Consider the following 15286-nt stretch of genomic DNA (forward strand, 5'->3'; position numbering starts at 1 on the left):
CGCTGACCGTGAGCAGCACGGTCCCGGGCTCCTTGCTGGTGCCCACCTCGGCGTACTTCTCGGGGCCCAGCTCGGCGCTGCTGCGCGCCGTGGGCGCCGACCCCGGCGACCCACTGCCCCGCGCCGGCTCCGCCCAGCCGCAGTCGCCGGCCGGTTCACCCCAGCGCCCCGACGACCCGCCGTCCCAGGTCGGCTCCGCCCCGCGCCGGGAGGACCCGCTGGTCGCGTTGCGCGTCGCCTACCGGGGGCGGCTGCTCGGCCTGGCCGCACGCGACCTCACCGGCCGCGCCTCGCTGAGCGAGGTGACCGCCGAGCTGTCCGACCTCGCCGGCGCCGCCCTGGAGGCGGCCCTCGCCATCGCCCGGACCCAGGTCGAGGCCGACGACGTACGGCTCGCGGTCATCGGCATGGGCAAGGCCGGCGCCCGCGAGCTCAACTACATCAGCGACGTCGACGTGGTCTTCGTGGCCGAGCCGCGTGAGGGCGCCGACGAGACCAAGGCGCTGCGCGCCGCCACCCGGCTGGCCCAGGCCATGATGCGGGTCTGCTCGGCCGCCACCCCCGAGGGCGCGCTGTGGGAGGTCGACGCCGGTCTGCGCCCCGAGGGCCGCAACGGGCCGCTCGTGCGCACCCTGGCCAGCCACCTCGCCTACTACGGCCGCTGGGCCAAGACCTGGGAGTTCCAGGCCCTGCTCAAGGCCCGCCCCGTCGCCGGCGACATGGAGCTCGGCGCCGCCTACGCCGAGGCCGTCGACGAGCTGGTCTGGTCGGCCGCCACCCGCGAGCGCTTCGTCGAGGACGTGCAGGCGATGCGCCGCCGCGTCGAGGAGCACGTGCGCGCCGAGGGGGAGCGGCAGATCAAGCTGGGACCGGGCGGGCTGCGCGACATCGAGTTCGCGGTGCAGCTCCTCCAGCTCGTGCACGGCCGGCTCGACCCGCTGCTGCGCCGCCGCGCCACCCTCCCGGCGCTCGCCGCGCTGTCGCGGGGCGGATACGTGGGCCGCGACGACTCGCGCGGCCTGGCCGAGGCGTACACGTTCCTGCGCCAGGTCGAGCACCTGCTCCAGCTCCACCGGATGCGGCGCACCCACGTGCTGCCCACCGACCCTGCCGACCTGCGCCGCCTGGGCCGCGCGCTCGGCATGCAGACCGACCCGGTGGGGGAGTTCACCGCCCGCTGGCGCCGCCACGCGCGCGAGGCCAGGCGGCTGCACGAGAAGCTGTTCTACCGGCCGCTGCTCCAGGCCGTCGCCCGGCTGCCCGACACCGAGGCCCGGCTGTCCACCGCGGCGGCCTCCGCGCGGCTGCGGGCCCTCGGCTACGTCGACCCCGACGGCGCGCTGCGCCACATCGCCGCCCTCACCTCCGGCGTGTCGCGGCGCGCGGCCATCCAGCGCACCCTGCTGCCGGTCATGCTCGGCTGGTTCGCCGACACGCCCGACCCCGACGGCGGGCTGCTCGGCTTCCGGCAGGTCAGCGACAAACTCGGGGCCACGCCGTGGTACCTGCGGCTGCTGCGCGACGAGACCGCCGTGGCCTCCCGCATGGCCCGCGTGCTCGGCGCCAGCCGCTACGCCACCACGCTGCTCATGCACGCCCCCGACGCCGTGGCGCTGCTCGGCTCCGACGAGGACCTCGCGCTGCGCGCCCCCGAGGCGCTGCGGGGGGAGGCGTCCGCGGCGGTGACCCGGTACGCCGCCGACCCGGCCGGCGCCGTGGCCGCCGTACGGGCGCTGCGGCGCAGGGAGCTGTTCCGCACGGCCGTCGCCGACCTGTTCGGCCTGGCCGGGATCGAGGACGTCGGGGTGGCGCTGTCCACGCTCAACGACGTGACGCTCCAGGCCGCGCTGGACGCCGCGGTCGCCAAGGTGAGCGCCGACCGGGGCGCCCCGCCGCCCACCCGCTTCGCCCTCATCGCCATGGGCCGGCTCGGCGGCATGGAGTCGTCGTACGCCAGCGACGCCGACGTCATGTTCGTCCACGACCCGCACCCCGGCGCGGACGAGCGGGGGGCCACCGACGCCGCGTTCGCCGTCGCCAACGAGCTGCGCCGCCTGCTCAGCCTGCCCGCCCCCGACCCGCCGCTGCTCATCGACCCCGACCTGCGGCCCGAGGGCCGGCAGGGCCCGCTGGTGCGCACCCTCGCCTCCTACCGGGCCTACTACGCGCGCTGGTCGTCGCCGTGGGAGGCTCAGGCGCTGCTGCGGGCCCGCTTCTCCGCCGGCGACGCCGGGCTGGGCGCGGAGTTCCGCGCGATGGCCGACGAACTGCGCTACCCGGCCGGCGGCCTGCGCGAGGAGTCCGTACGCGAGATCCGGCGTCTGAAGGCCCGGATGGAGGCCGAGCGGCTGCCACGCGGCGCCGACCCCGCGCTGCACACCAAGCTCGGCCCCGGCGGCCTGTCCGACGTCGAGTGGGTGGCGCAGCTCCTCCAGCTCCGCCACGCCGGGACGCTCACGTCCCTGCGCACCACCCGCACCCTGGAGGCGTTGCGCGCGGCCGTCGCCGAGGGGCTGCTGCGGGCGCCTGACGAGGAGGTGCTGGCCGAGGCCTGGCAGTACGCCTCCCGCATCCGCGACGCGATCATGCTGGTCAAGGGACGGCCCGGCGACAGCGTGCCCGCCGACGCCCGCGAGCGGATGCGGCTGGCCCGCACGCTCGGCTATCCGCCCGACGGCTCCGAGGACTTCCTCGACGACTACCGCCGCGTCACCCGCCGCGCCCGCCAGGTCGTGGAACGCGTCTTCTACGGCTCCTGAACCGTTGCGTCCCCCGCCCGTGGGGTGTATGCAAGGCGCGGGGTGATCACTTTGCTGTCGCTTTACGTGGATCTGGCCTTAGGTCTCGTGCTGTCGTTCCTGCTGCTGTCGCTGCTCGTCAGCGGGCTGAACGAGGCGTTCGTCCGGCTGCTCGCCATCCGCAGCAAGTTCCTGTGGGCGTACCTGCGCGACACCATGGACGGCAGCGACAAGGACGGCAGGAGCTGGCTGCCCGCCAGCGTGCGCGAGGTGTTCGCCGTGCTGCCGTTCACCCGCGACCCGCGTCCCCGGCACAGCGATCAACCCGCGCCGCCCGAGGCCGGCGAGCTGCCGCCCAAGGAGACCAAGGCCGAGGACGCCATGATCAATCTCCTCTACCAGCGGGTACGCGAGATCGACCACCCCAAGCAGGGCCGCACCAGCATCGCCAACCTGCCGCCGGGCCGGTTCGCCACCGCCCTGATGGAGCTCGCGGCGGCCGAGGACGGCGGCGTCGAGGGGCTGCTGGACAAGCTCAAGGCGATGGGCAGCCCCCTCCACGGGCACCTCAAGGGCGTGTGGGAGAGTGCCCAGCGCGACATGGAGCGCTTCCGGGCCGGGGTCGAGACGTGGTTCGACGGTGAGATGCAGCGGCTGTCGATGCTGTACCGGCGTTACGTCAAGTGGGTCGTGGCCGCGCTCGGCCTGATGGTGACGCTGGTGTTCACCATGGACGGGCTGGAGTACGCCAAGACGCTGCTGCGCGACAACGCCTTCCGCGCCTCCGTGACGGCCGTGGCCGAGTCCGGGCCCGACGCCTACGGCGAGCTCAAGGCCCGCTGCGAGAACGCCAACCCGGTGCCCTGCATCACCGACACCCTCAGCCAGCCCGCCCTGGTCAAGGTCTTCGACCACGCCCTCGTCAGCCTGTCGATCCCCGAGGAGGGCGACCCGGCCCTCCACTGGAACGGCGCCACCTGGTGGGACCGGCTCACCACGCTCAGCCACTGGCCCGGCTACCTCATCACGTACGTGGCGCTGCTGTTCGGCGCGCCGTTCTGGTGGGACGTCCTGCGCCGCCTCACCGGCATCCGCTCCCGCCGCTAGCCTCGACCCGTGCACGCCCTTCTGGCCCGGTACGCCCGCATGATCGGGAGCCCGGTGGACGCCCTGCGGCTGCGCACGGGCGAGTCCGCCGACGTGGTGCTGGACGACGCCGCCGGCCTGGCGTGGCGCTTCCCGCGCCGCCCGGCCGACCTTGCTTCCCTCGCGGAGCGGATGAGACTGGTGCGCGCGCACGGCATCCCGGCGCCGGAGATGGTGGAGGTGCGCGACGGCTGCCTCGTCATGCGGCTCGTGCGTGGCGAGCCTCTGGCGCCCGGGCGGGAGCCGGATCTCGCCGCGCTGACCGGCCTGCTGGAGCGGCTCGCCTCCGTCCCGCTCGGCCCGCCGGCCGAGCCCGGATGGCGGGAGGAATGGCGCGAGCTGGTCGATGACGTACGGCGGCTCGTGGTCCCGCTCCTCGGCGCGGAGCAGGCCCGCCGCGCGGTGGCCGACACGATGCGGGCGCTCGAAACGGCCGAGTCCGCGCCCACGCGCTTCGTCCACGGGGATCTCGGTGGCGCCAACGTCCTGATCAGCGGGGGAGCGGTGGCCGGAGTCCTCGAATGGGAGGCGGCCGGCCCCGGCGATCCCGCCGTGGACCTCGCCGCCCTGTCGGTCTCGCTCGTGCCCGGCATACGCGAGCGGCTGGCCGCGGCCTTCCCCGACCTGGCCGCCCGGGCCGACGCGTACGCGGCGGCGTTCGCCCTCCAGGAGGCGGTGTACGGCCTTGCGGAGGGCGACGCCTCCGCCGTGGAGGCCGGCCTCGCCTCCTACCGGTAGCTCCCGGCGCTTGACCTCAACCGCGGTTGAGGCCGGAGAATCTCGGCTCAGCGCGCGTCCTTCGATCGTCTTGCGCGCCTCTCTCTGATTACACAATTACAGGAAGGCATCGCCATGTCCGAGGTTCTCGTCATCGGCGCCACCGGCAAGCAGGGCGGAGCGGTCGCCCGGCTGCTCCTCGAGCACGGGCACGAGGTGGTCGCCTACGTCCGCGCGGAGGACTCACCCGCCGCCCAGGAGCTGTCCGCCGCGGGCGCGCGGCTCGCCCCGGGCGACCTGGCCGACGCCGGCGCGCTCCAGCGGGCCGCGACCGGCGTGGACGCCGTCTTCGGGCTGTCCGTGCCGTTCGGCGAGGGCGGCAGGGACGAGGAGGTCGCCCAGGGGCGGCGCATCGTGGACGCCGCCGAACGCGCCGGCGCCCACCTCGTCTACTCCTCCGTACGCGGCGGCGACCGCCTGGAAGCCACCGGCGTCGACCACGCCGACAGCAAGCAACTCGTCGAGGCGTACCTGCGCGAACGGCAGGTACCCGCGACCGTCCTCGGCCCCGTCTACTTCATGGAGAACGCCCTCAACCTCGGCTTCAGCGGCCTCGGCGACGGCGTCCTGGCCAACCCGCTGTCGCCCGGCAAGGAGCTGGACCAGGTGACGGTCCTCGACATCGCCGGCCTGGCCGTTTACGCGGTCGAGAATCCCGCCGAGATGACCGGCAGGCGCGTCGACATCGCCTCCGACCGCGTCACGGGAGAGGAGGCCGTCCGCATCCTCAGCGAGGTGATCGGCCGCGAGATCCCGTACCGGCGGCTGCCCCTCGACATGGTCCGGCAGTGGGCGGGCGACGAGGTGGCGGACATGTTCGACAACTTCGAGCGCAACACCGACTTCGTCGACACGGCCGCCCTGCGCGCCGCCTACCCGTCGGTGCGCTGGCACACCTACGCCGACTGGGCCGCGACCGTCGACTGGGAGAAGGTCCTCAAGGGCTAGGCAGGCGGGACCTCCTGGCCCCGGCGTTCGTCCCGCGTGGCCGCATGAGAGTGGCCGCATGAGAAAGGCCATCGACCGTGCCCCTCAGCGGGACGGCCGATGGCCCTTGCGGACGCGACCACCATCCCTGGTGGTGCCGGTCAGCGTAGCGCCGCCTCGACCGCGCGATGCGACCTCGCGGCACCGCGCGATGACCGTGCAAGTCACCGCGCGGCCACCGGTCACACGTCGTAGTACAGCTCGAACTCGTGCGGGTGCGGACGCAGGCGGATCGGGTCGACCTCGAACTCCCGCTTGTACGCCACCCAGGTCTCGATGAGATCGGGCGTGAACACGCCGCCCTCCAGGAGGTAGTCGTGGTCGGCCTCCAGGGCGGCGAGCACCTCGGGCAGGGAGCCCGGCACCTGGGGCACCTGGCGGGCCTCCTCCGGCGGGAGCTCGTAGAGGTCCTTGTCGACCGGCTCCGGCGGCTCGATCTTGTTGCGGATGCCGTCGAGGCCGGCCATGAGCATGGCGGAGAACGCGAAGTACGGGTTGCACGACGGGTCGGGCACCCGGAACTCGATGCGCTTGGCCTTCGGGTTGGAGCCGGTGATCGGGATGCGGACGCAGGCGGAGCGGTTGCGCTGGCTGTAGACGAGGTTGACCGGGGCCTCGTAGCCGGGCACCAGGCGGTGGTAGGAGTTGACCGTCGGGTTGGTGAAGGCCAGCAGCGACGGCGCGTGCCTGAGCAGGCCGCCGATGTAGTACCGGGCCGTGTCGGACAGCCCCGCGTAGCCGACCTCGTCGTAGAACAGCGGCGAGCCGTCCTTCCACAGCGACTGGTGGCAGTGCATGCCGGAGCCGTTGTCGCCGAAGATGGGCTTGGGCATGAACGTGACCGTGTGGCCGAACTCCAGGGCCGTGCTCTTGATCACGTACTTGTAGAGCATGAGGTTGTCGGCCGTCTTCAGCAGCGTGCCGAACTTGAAGTCGATCTCGGCCTGGCCGGCGGTGCCCACCTCGTGGTGCTGCATCTCGACGTCGATGCCGCATTCGATGAGGTTGCGGACCATCTCGGAGCGCAGGTCGGTGAAGTGGTCCATCGGCGGGACGGGGAAGTATCCGCCCTTGTAGCGCGGCTTGTAGCCGAGGTTGCCGCCCTCGGTGGCCTTGCCGGTGTTCCAGGCGCCCTCGATGGAGTCGATGTAGTAGTAGCCGGCGTTCTGCCGCGTCTCGAAGCGGACGTCGTCGAAGATGTAGAACTCAGCCTCGGGGCCGAAGTAGACCGTGTCGGCGATGCCGGTGCCCTTGAGGTACTCCTCCGCCTTGCGGGCGACGTTGCGCGGGTCGCGGCTGTAGGCCTCGCCCGTCAGCGGGTCGTGCACGAAGAAGTTGAGGTTGAGCGTCTTGTGCTGGCGGAACGGGTCGAGCACGGCGCTGGACGGGTCCGGCAGCAGCAGCATGTCCGACTCGTGGATGGCCTGGAAGCCGCGAATGGACGAACCGTCGAACATGAGTCCGTCGGTGAAGACTTTGGCGTCGAAGTTCTCGACCGGGAAGGTGAAGTGGTGCGTCGTCCCCGGCAGGTCGGTGAACCTGACATCGACGAACTGCACCCCTTCGTCGCTGATGAACTTCAGGACGTCGTCGGCGGAGTTGAACACTCTCGAAACCTCCCTGGGGACTGACTATCAGCCGACGCTAGGTCGTGGCCGTTTCCGAACGGTGTCCCGATTGTTTCGCATGTGTTAAGGGGCGAGGCCGGCCGGGGGGGTGTCCGCCGCTCCGGGTGAGCGACCGGGGCCCGCGCCGGATACCGTTGAGGGCATGAGCGGCAACGAGCCCCGCTGGACGCAGACCTGGCTGGGCGGTGTAAGGGCGGCGGGCGTCGATCTCGGCTATCCGGGGGAGCGGCTGGGCCTGCCCGAGGAGGGCAGCGGGTCGGTCGCCGGGTGGGGCCGGCGCATCGCGGCGCTGGTCATCGACTGGATGATCTGCACCTGGGCGATCACGCAGCTGCTGCTCCGGGTCGACCCCGTCGAGTCGCCGTGGGTGCCGGTGGCGGTGTTCGCGGTGCAGTACCTCGTGCTGGTGGCCTTCATGGGGCAGACGTTCGGTCACCGGCTGGCCGGCATCAGGGTGGCCGCCATGGACGGCGGCGACCCGCGGCTGGTGCCCGTGCTGGTGCGCACGGCGCTGCTCGCGCTCGCCGTGCCGGCGCTGATCTTCGACCGTGACCATCGCGGGGTGCACGACCGGGTGTCGAACACCGTGGTCGTCCGCATGTAGGAGACGCGACCGGTTCGCCGAGGTCGCGCTGCGCCTGTTCGCCGAGCGGGGCCCCGCTACCTGGTGGGGGGAGCAGGTGCGCTGTCTCACCGAGCCGCTCGACGGGATCCGCCGGGAGCCCACGAAGGTCTTCCACACCATGGCCGCCCGCCACCACGGGGCCTGAGCGCGGTCAGGGCCGCTCGGTGCTGAAGATCGCGGTGCCCGGGATGTGCCGGCCGCGCAGCGGGCTCCAGCCGCCCCACACCCGCTCGTGGCCCTCCGGCCACTCCGGCTCCAGCAGCCCGGTCACGCGCAGCCCGGCCGCCACGACGAGGCCCACCCAGTCGCCCATCGTGCGATGGTGCTCCGCGTACGTGAGCGTGCCGTCCTCGTCGCGCTCCACGTACGGCGTGCGGTCGAAGTACGACCGGTCGGAGGTCAGCCCGCGCGGCCCCGGATCGTCCGGGAACGCCCACCGGATCGGGTGGCTCACCGAGAACACGAACCGCCCGCCGGGCCGCAGCACCCGGCCCACCTCCCGCAACACCGCCAGCGGGTCGGCCACGAACGGCAGCGCCCCGAACGCCGAGCACGCCACGTCGAACGACCGGTCGGCGAAGGGCAGCGCCTCGGCGTCGGCCTGGACCACCGGCACCCGCACCCCGGTCTCCAGGTCGATGCGCTGGGCATGGCGAAGCTGCCGGTGCGACAAGTCGAAGGCGGCCACCTCGGCCCCGCGCGTCACCAGCCAGCGCGCGCACTGGGCGGCGCCGCAGCCGATCTCCAGCACCCGCCGCCCGCGCACCTCGCCCAGCAGCCCGGCCTCGGCCTCGTCGAGACCCTCGGGGCACCAGACGAACCCGGCGTCGCGCAGGAAGTCGCCGTGCTCGACCTGGTAGTCGTCGGCGTTGCCGTCCCACCAGCCGCGATTGGCCCGCGACGAGGAGGAGGGCATCTAGCGCATCTTGGGGCCGCGCGGCATCCGCACGCCCTTGGGCATCGGGCCCTTGGGCATGGGGACGTTCTTCGGCAGCGACCGCAGGCGGTCCTTGACCTCGTTGACCGCGGGCTTCTTGAGGTTGCGCGGCAGCTTCATGATGTGGCGCTGCAGCTTCGCCAGCGGCACCTGGCCCTCGCCGTCACCGCACTGGATGTCGTAGATCTCGACGCCCAGCACCACCCGCGCGACCCGCTTCTTCTCGGCGGCCAGCATCCGCGCCACCCGGTTGCCCGGGCCTTCCGACACCAGCACCACGCCGGGGAAGCCGACCACCATGTGCACGAGGTCCTGGTCGCGGTTGACCGCGATGGCCGGGGTGACCTGCCAGTTGCCGCGCATGCCCTGGAGCACCGCCGCGCCCGCGCCGGTCTGGCCGTGCAGGATCGAGTACTGGGCGCGCTGGGCGAGCTGGCCGAAGACGACCAGGCCCACGGTGAGGCCCAGCAGCACGCCGAGGAACACCGAGTACCACAGGAAGCCCGTGACCAGGCCGATCACGACGACCACAGCGAGCGTGCCGATCGCGGAAAGGAAGACGATCGGCAACCCCTTGGGGTTGGCCTGCTGGATGACCTGCGCGATCATGCGGAGCTGCTTGATGCGCCCCGGCTTCTCTGGGTCCACGGACTTCGCCATGTTCGCAAGGATACAAACCAACCGGTCGTGAAAGGAAAACGTGACCTAACCGGCCGGGACGCGGCGCCCCCGGACCGGGGACGCCGCGAAGAACGGCACGCCTCGGACGGCCCCGGGCCGGGGACGCCGCGGGCACCGCGTGTGTCAGGCGCTCTGCCGGGCGGCGATCGCCTGCTGGTAGAGCCGGCCCGCGCGGTACGACGAGCGCACCAGCGGTCCGGACAGCACGCCGGCGAAGCCGATCGCCTCGGCCTCGGCCTGCAGCTCCACGAACTCCTCCGGCTTGACCCACCGCTCCACCGGGTGGTGGCGGGGCGTCGGGCGGAGGTACTGGGTGACGGTGAGCAGGTCGGTGCCGGCCGCGTGCAGGTCGCGCATGGCCTCGACGACCTCCTCGCGCGTCTCGCCCATGCCCAGGATCAGGTTGGACTTGGTCACCAGGCCCGCCTCGCGCGCCATGGTGATCACCGCCAGGGAGCGCTCGTAGCGGAACGCCGGCCGGATGCGCTTGAAGATGCGCGGCACCGTCTCGACGTTGTGCGCGAACACCTCCGGCTTGCTGGAGAAGACCTCCTCCAGCTGCTCACGGTTGCCGTTGAAGTCGGGCACGAGCAGCTCGACGCCGCAACCGGGCAGCAGGGAGTGGATCTGCCGGGCGGTCTCGGCGTACAGCCAGGCGCCGCCGTCGGGCAGGTCGTCACGGGCCACGCCGGTCACCGTGGCGTAGCGCAGGCCCATCTGCTGGACCGACTCGGCCACGCGGCGCGGCTCGTCCCGGTCGTACTCCTTGGGCTTGCCCGTGTCGATCTGGCAGAAGTCGCAGCGGCGCGTGCACTGGTCGCCGCCGATGAGGAACGTCGCCTCGCGGTCCTCCCAGCACTCGTAGATGTTGGGGCAGCCCGCCTCTTCGCAGACCGTGTGCAGGCCCTCCCGGCGCACGAGCGATTTCAGCTCGGTGTATTCGGGGCCCGTCTTCAGCTTGGTCTTGATCCACGGGGGCTTGCGCTCGATAGGGGTCTCGGCGTTGCGCACCTCCAGGCGGAGGAGCTTTCGGCCTTCAGGAGCAACGGTCACCAGCCCAGCTTACGTCTCGCCGGGACCTGGCTCATGCGAGGGTGGCCGCACGCGGGGCCGCGCTAGCTGATCAGGCCGAACCCGCGGATCGCCCGGGTGTAGTGCCGCAGCAGCTCGTCGTCGATCCGGTGGGACTCGGCGGCGCCGAGAAGCTGCGAGCCGGAGTCCGTGGACGGCAGGGACGCCCGTGCCAGCGCCCTCTCCCGGATGGCCGGGACGCTCTCCCCGCGCAGCGCCGCCGCCTGCATCGGCGCCAGGTACCGGCCGCTCGCCAGCAGCCCGCGCACCTCCTCCACGTCGCCCGCCGGAACGACCCGCCGCGTCAGCTCATCCCGCCGCAGCCTTGCCCGGTCCGCGTCCGCCCGGGCCAGCCGGGTCAGCCCCTTCTCCAGCACCAGCACCGGGCCGCCCAGCACCCGGCCGACGAGCCGGCCGAGCAGCCCGGCCGCCTCGTACGCGGTGCCCGGGTGGTCGAGGCCGCCGAGCGAGGAGGCGAGCACCTTCGTCTGCGCCTCGTGCCGCACCTCCAGCGGGGCCGCCCCCAGCAGAGCCTCGTGCCATTCGCCCAGTGTGGCCAGCGCGCCGTCCACGATCAGCTCCTCGACCGTGGGCGCCTCCGCGTAGGCGAGGGCCAGCGCCGCCGCCCGCTGCCGGGGCGACAGGGCCAGCCACAGCGGCAGCCCCACCACGAGCACGGGCCTGCGGAGCGGGCCGACGCGCAGGAGACGGGAGACCGGGTCGAGGTCGCGCACCGCCACCTCGCGCGGGCGCGGCACACCGGCCCGGTCCGCCACCCGCTCGGCGAGGCCGTACAGCTCCCCGGCGGCCTCGCGGCCGAGAACCTCGGCGTCGGCCGGCAGCCCCCCGCCCAGCCGGGGGCGCAGCATCCAGCCGAGCGCCACCAGCACACCGCCCACCAGCCAGCCGAAGAGCATCTCGGCGTTGACGGCGGCGATCCACACCCCGGTCACGACGAAGGCGAGGGTGAGGGCGTGCACGAGGAGCGCGAGGAGAAGAGCGATCAGCCGTTTCACGGCCTGAGCGTAGACGCCCGTCCCGTCCCCGGCCATCCCCTTCGCAGCGCCGAGGCCGCTACCTCCGCAGAAGATCCTCTTCGTGCAGGTCGAACGGCTGCATGCCGAGGGAGTCCGCCAGCCGCTTCTCGGCGATCGGCAGGACCTCGTCCACCACGATCCGCCGCCCCGTCTCCGCCGACAGCGACGTGACCCCCACGTCGGGGATGCCGCACGGCAGGATCCGGTTGAACCAGCGCGGGTCGTTGGCGCAGTTCAGGGCGAACCCGTGCATGGTGACGCCGCGCGTCACCCGGATGCCCACCGCGCCGATCTGCCGGTCGGGCAGCCCGAGGCCGGGATCGCCCGACGCCCAGATGCCGGCCCGCCCGCTCACCCGGCGCGCGATCACCCCGAAGTCCGCGCAGATCTGGATCATCGCCTCCTCGAGGCGGCAGATGTACGTCGTCACGTCGCTGACGGCCACGATCGGGTACGCGACGAGCTGGCCCGGCCCGTGCCAGGTGACGCGCCCGCCCCGGTCGACGTCGATCACCGGCGTGCCGTCGGCCGGGCGTTCGTGCGGAGCGGCGCGGCGGCCGGCCGTGTAAACGGGCGCGTGCTCCAGCAGGAGCACCGTGTCGGTCAGCTCGCCGGCGACCCGTTTGCCGTGCACCCGGCGCTGGAGCGCCCAAGCCTGCTCGTAGGGGACGTCGACACCGAGGCGGACGATGGCGAGCGCGAGGGGATCATCGACCCCGTGCCTGGGGCGCATGGGTCCATTGTGCCGTTCCGTCACCCTTGAAGGGTAATTCAGGAGGTCAGCAGGCGCGGCTCGATCCTGAACTCCTTCACGCCGCCGTCGCCGTCGTGCTCGACCCGGTAGGCATAGCCGCCGGGCCGCGTGCTGACCGCCTGGATGAACTCGGTGCCCACGTAGTGCAGCCCCACGCCCTCGTCGGCGGCGTAGCCCCCGGGCAGCTCGCCACTGGCGACCGACGCCTGGAGCAGCGTGCGCCGCTGCGGGTCGGAGTCGTAGTGGACCCCGCACGCGTAGGGGAGCAGGCCCAGCCCGTCGGCCCACACCCGCAGCTCGGGGCCGAAGGAGTCGGTGTTGCCGCCGACGTGCCAGCACAGCGCGCCCGCGCTCTGCCCGGACAGCACCACCCCGGCCCGCCACGCCTCCGCGAACGCCTCGTCCAGGCCGTGCAGGCGCCACAGCGCCATCAGGTTGGCCACGCTGCCGCCGCTGACGTAGATCACGTCCTGCTCCAGGATCCACGCGCGCGGGTCGGCGACGTTGGGCATCGGGAAGACGGTCAGGTGGCTGACCTCGACGTCCCACCCGGCGAACGCCCCGTACATCTTCAGCAGCCAGTCGGAGTCGTCGCCCGTCGCGGTGGCCAGCAGCCCGAGGCGCGGCCGGTCCTGGCCGGTCAGGTCGAGGGCGTAGCGCAGCAGGGGGCTCGCCTGCAGGAAGCCGTGACGTTCGGTGGGAACGAACGATCCGCCGCCGATGGCAAGAATGTGCGACTGCCCTGACCTGCTCATGCCGGTGCCTCCCCGATCCGGTTCACGCGTCCGATGGTCCCCCATCGGCGGCTCCGGGCCCGCCCGCGCCGATCCTCCGGCGCCGGCCGCTCGCGCCGATCCGCTGGTGAGGGACGAACAGCACCTTAGAGTACGGCGCGCAGCGCCTCGTCGAGACGGGTATGGGCGAAGCCGTACCCGGTGTCCTCCAGCTTGCGCGGCACGAGCCGATGACTGGGCAGCAGCGCCTCCCGCGCGAACTCGCCGATCCCCAGGCTCAGCGCGAACGCCGGCACCGGCATCGGCACCGTGCCCTTGCGCAGCGCCTTGCCCAGCGTCCGGGTGAACTCCTCGTTGGTGACCGGCCCGGGCGAGCCGAGGTTGACCGGGCCCGACACCTCCGGATGGTCCAGCACGTGCAGGACCGCCCCCACCCAGTCGGTCTCGGAGATCCACGACCAGTACTGCCGGCCCGAGCCGAGCGGCGCCCCCAGCCCCGCCCTGAAGATCGGCAGCATCCGGCCGAGCGCGCCGCCCCGCCGGCTCAGCGCGATGCCGGTACGCAGCTGCGCGGTCCGCACCCCCAGCGGCTCGGCCTCCCGGGCCTCCCGCTCCCAGCGCCCGCACAGCTCCGCCAGGAACCCCTCGCCCTGGCCCGCGCTCTCGTCGATGGGCCGGTCGCCCGTGTCGCCGTAGAAGTCCACCCCGGACGCCGACAGCAGCGCCTCAGGCGGCCGTGACAGCTCTCCCAGGGCCCGCACCAGGGTGCGGGTGCCCACGATGCGGCTGGCGATCAGCTCGCGCTTGTAGAAGGGGCTCCAGCGCCGGTCGCCGACGGGCGCCCCGGCCAGGTGGACCACCGCGGTGGCGTCCTCCAGGGCGGAGGGGTCCAGCACGCCCGCGGCGGGGTCCCAGAACCTCTCGTCGACCCCCTGGGGCGGGCGGCGCACCAGCGCGACGACCCGGTCGCCACGCTCACGCAGAGCCCCGGCCAGCGCACTCCCCAGCAGCCCGGACGCCCCGGTCATGATGATCGCCACCAGCCCAGCCTACGCCGCGGCCCCGCGGCCCGCGGGGGAGCACGCCGGGGACGCGCACGGGCTTCCCCGAGCAGAGTGCGTCCTCCTGGCCGGAGAGTGTGGCCGTCTTCGGGGGGCCGGCTTGACCACGGTGACGGGCAAGAGTGGGTCGTCACGGCGGCCCGCCACCATCCGGTCAGAGGCCGTCTTCCTGGAGGCCCTCAGCCCCGTACGGCGGGTGGCGGCCGGCTTGGCCGTGCCGTAACCCCACAACAAAGAAGGGCCCGGACGGAGAGGATCCGTCCGGGCCTTCACCGAAAGATCAGGCCAGACCGAGCTGGGCCTCGAAGCGACCTTCCTCGAGGCGGCGCTTGACCGTCGTGAGGAAGCGCGCCGCGTCGGCGCCGTCGACCAGGCGGTGGTCGTACGTCAGCGCCAGGTACACCATCGAGCGGACCGCGATGACCTCGCCCTCCGGCGTGTCGACCACCACGGGACGCTTGACGACGGCGCCGGTGCCCAGCATGCCGACCTGCGGCTGGTTGAGGATCGGCGTGTCGAACAGGGCGCCGCGGCTGCCGGTGTTGGTCAGCGTGAACGTGCCGCCGGTGATCTCGTCGGGCGTCACCTTGTTGGCGCGGGTGCGCTCGGCCAGGTCGGCCGTCTTGCGGGCCAGCCCGGCGAGGTTGAGGTCACCGGCGTTCTTGATGACCGCGGCGATCAGCCCGCGCTCGGTGTCGACCGCGATGCCCAGGTGCTCGACGTCGAAGTACGTGACCTCCATGGTCTCGTTGTTGATCGTCGCGTTGAGCTTCGGGTGCTGCTTGAGCGCCTCGATCGCGGCCATTTCGAAGAACGGCATGAACGACAGCTTCACGCCCTCGCGGCGCAGGAAGTCCGCCTTGGCCTGGTCACGCAGCCGGGCGATCTTCGTGACGTCGACCTCGACGACCGTGGTGAGCTGGGCCGCCGTCTGCAGCGACTCGACCAGGCGCTTGGACATGGTCTGCCGCAGGCGCGACATCTTCTCGGTGCGGCCGCGCAGGGTGGTGTCCACCTCGACCGGCTCGGGAGCCGCGCTGACCGTGGCCTGCGCCGCCGGGGCCTGAGCGGCGGGCGCCGGAGCCGCGGCGGCGGCCGGCTGGGCCGCGG

General features: G+C 72.9%; 14 protein-coding genes. 5 read left to right on the plus strand and 9 right to left on the minus strand.

The window, feature by feature from the left end; genetic code table 11:
• The 4 genes from AB0H81_RS38470 to AB0H81_RS38485 form a co-directional block, all read left to right on the plus strand.
• Nucleotides 1-2759 (plus strand): bifunctional [glutamine synthetase] adenylyltransferase/[glutamine synthetase]-adenylyl-L-tyrosine phosphorylase (locus AB0H81_RS38470; RefSeq protein ID WP_358385314.1); only part of this gene is annotated, 2759 nt, incomplete at its 5' end.
• Nucleotides 2760-2825: 66 nt separating this feature from the next.
• Nucleotides 2826-3845 carry a hypothetical protein gene (locus tag AB0H81_RS38475; RefSeq protein WP_358385317.1) on the plus strand — a complete coding sequence of 340 codons (1020 nt, stop codon included), beginning with the start codon at nucleotides 2826-2828 and terminating at the stop codon, nucleotides 3843-3845.
• A 9-nt stretch (nucleotides 3846-3854) separates the two neighbouring features.
• Nucleotides 3855-4622: an aminoglycoside phosphotransferase family protein gene (locus AB0H81_RS38480; protein ID WP_358385319.1), complete on the plus strand. Its 768-nt coding sequence runs from the start codon at nucleotides 3855-3857 to the stop codon at nucleotides 4620-4622.
• 114 nt (nucleotides 4623-4736) lie between these two features.
• A complete protein-coding gene (locus AB0H81_RS38485) occupies nucleotides 4737-5609 on the plus strand; it encodes an NmrA/HSCARG family protein (RefSeq protein ID WP_358385322.1) in 873 nt (290 codons plus the stop codon).
• A 221-nt stretch (nucleotides 5610-5830) separates the two neighbouring features.
• On the opposite strand, the gene glnA is transcribed toward AB0H81_RS38485, so the two are convergent.
• Nucleotides 5831-7255, minus strand: a complete 1425-nt coding sequence (gene glnA, locus AB0H81_RS38490) for a type I glutamate--ammonia ligase (RefSeq protein ID WP_358385325.1) — start codon at nucleotides 7253-7255, stop codon at nucleotides 5831-5833.
• Between the two features lie 163 nt (nucleotides 7256-7418).
• Here glnA and AB0H81_RS38495 point away from each other — a divergent pair, with 163 nt between their 5' ends.
• The gene (locus AB0H81_RS38495; RefSeq protein WP_358385328.1) at nucleotides 7419-7880 is read left to right on the plus strand and encodes an RDD family protein; all 462 of its coding nucleotides are present in this window, start codon (nucleotides 7419-7421) and stop codon (nucleotides 7878-7880) included.
• 172 nt (nucleotides 7881-8052) lie between these two features.
• On the opposite strand, the gene AB0H81_RS38500 is transcribed toward AB0H81_RS38495, so the two are convergent.
• The 8 genes from AB0H81_RS38500 to AB0H81_RS38535 all read right to left on the minus strand — a co-directional run.
• A complete protein-coding gene (locus AB0H81_RS38500) occupies nucleotides 8053-8817 on the minus strand; it encodes a class I SAM-dependent methyltransferase (RefSeq protein ID WP_358385331.1) in 765 nt (254 codons plus the stop codon).
• Nucleotides 8818-9498 carry a DUF4191 domain-containing protein gene (locus tag AB0H81_RS38505; protein ID WP_358385333.1) on the minus strand — a complete coding sequence of 227 codons (681 nt, stop codon included), beginning with the start codon at nucleotides 9496-9498 and terminating at the stop codon, nucleotides 8818-8820. It abuts the gene before it with no gap.
• A gap of 144 nt (nucleotides 9499-9642) precedes the next feature.
• Nucleotides 9643-10572, minus strand: a complete 930-nt coding sequence (lipA, locus tag AB0H81_RS38510; RefSeq protein WP_358385336.1) for a lipoyl synthase — start codon at nucleotides 10570-10572, stop codon at nucleotides 9643-9645.
• Nucleotides 10573-10634: 62 nt separating this feature from the next.
• Nucleotides 10635-11606 carry a hypothetical protein gene (locus tag AB0H81_RS38515; RefSeq protein WP_358385339.1) on the minus strand — a complete coding sequence of 324 codons (972 nt, stop codon included), beginning with the start codon at nucleotides 11604-11606 and terminating at the stop codon, nucleotides 10635-10637.
• 58 nt (nucleotides 11607-11664) lie between these two features.
• A complete protein-coding gene (lipB, locus tag AB0H81_RS38520; RefSeq protein WP_358385341.1) occupies nucleotides 11665-12360 on the minus strand; it encodes a lipoyl(octanoyl) transferase LipB in 696 nt (231 codons plus the stop codon).
• A gap of 38 nt (nucleotides 12361-12398) precedes the next feature.
• On the minus strand, nucleotides 12399-13136 hold the full coding sequence (locus AB0H81_RS38525) for a peptidase E (RefSeq protein ID WP_358385343.1): 738 nt from the start codon (nucleotides 13134-13136) through the stop codon (nucleotides 12399-12401).
• 125 nt (nucleotides 13137-13261) lie between these two features.
• Entirely contained in the window at nucleotides 13262-14155 is an 894-nt protein-coding gene (locus AB0H81_RS38530; RefSeq protein ID WP_358385346.1) for a TIGR01777 family oxidoreductase, read from the minus strand.
• 301 nt (nucleotides 14156-14456) lie between these two features.
• A partial coding sequence (locus AB0H81_RS38535) for a 2-oxo acid dehydrogenase subunit E2 (protein WP_358385348.1) occupies nucleotides 14457-15286 on the minus strand: 830 nt, incomplete at its 5' end.

Source organism: Nonomuraea sp. NPDC050691 (assembly GCF_040654455.1).
In the GTDB taxonomy this organism is placed as follows: domain Bacteria; phylum Actinomycetota; class Actinomycetes; order Streptosporangiales; family Streptosporangiaceae; genus Nonomuraea.

Coding starts and splice junctions, on each gene's coding strand:
- AB0H81_RS38495 (WP_358385328.1), top strand. CDS start 7,419: ATGAGCGGCAACGAGCCCCGCTGGACGCAGACCTGGCTGGGCGGTGTA.
- AB0H81_RS38525 (WP_358385343.1), bottom strand. CDS start 13,136: ATGAGCAGGTCAGGGCAGTCGCACATTCTTGCCATCGGCGGCGGATCG.
- AB0H81_RS38505 (WP_358385333.1), bottom strand. CDS start 9,498: ATGGCGAAGTCCGTGGACCCAGAGAAGCCGGGGCGCATCAAGCAGCTC.
- lipB (WP_358385341.1), bottom strand. CDS start 12,360: ATGCGCCCCAGGCACGGGGTCGATGATCCCCTCGCGCTCGCCATCGTC.
- AB0H81_RS38500 (WP_358385331.1), bottom strand. CDS start 8,817: ATGCCCTCCTCCTCGTCGCGGGCCAATCGCGGCTGGTGGGACGGCAAC.
- AB0H81_RS38485 (WP_358385322.1), top strand. CDS start 4,737: ATGTCCGAGGTTCTCGTCATCGGCGCCACCGGCAAGCAGGGCGGAGCG.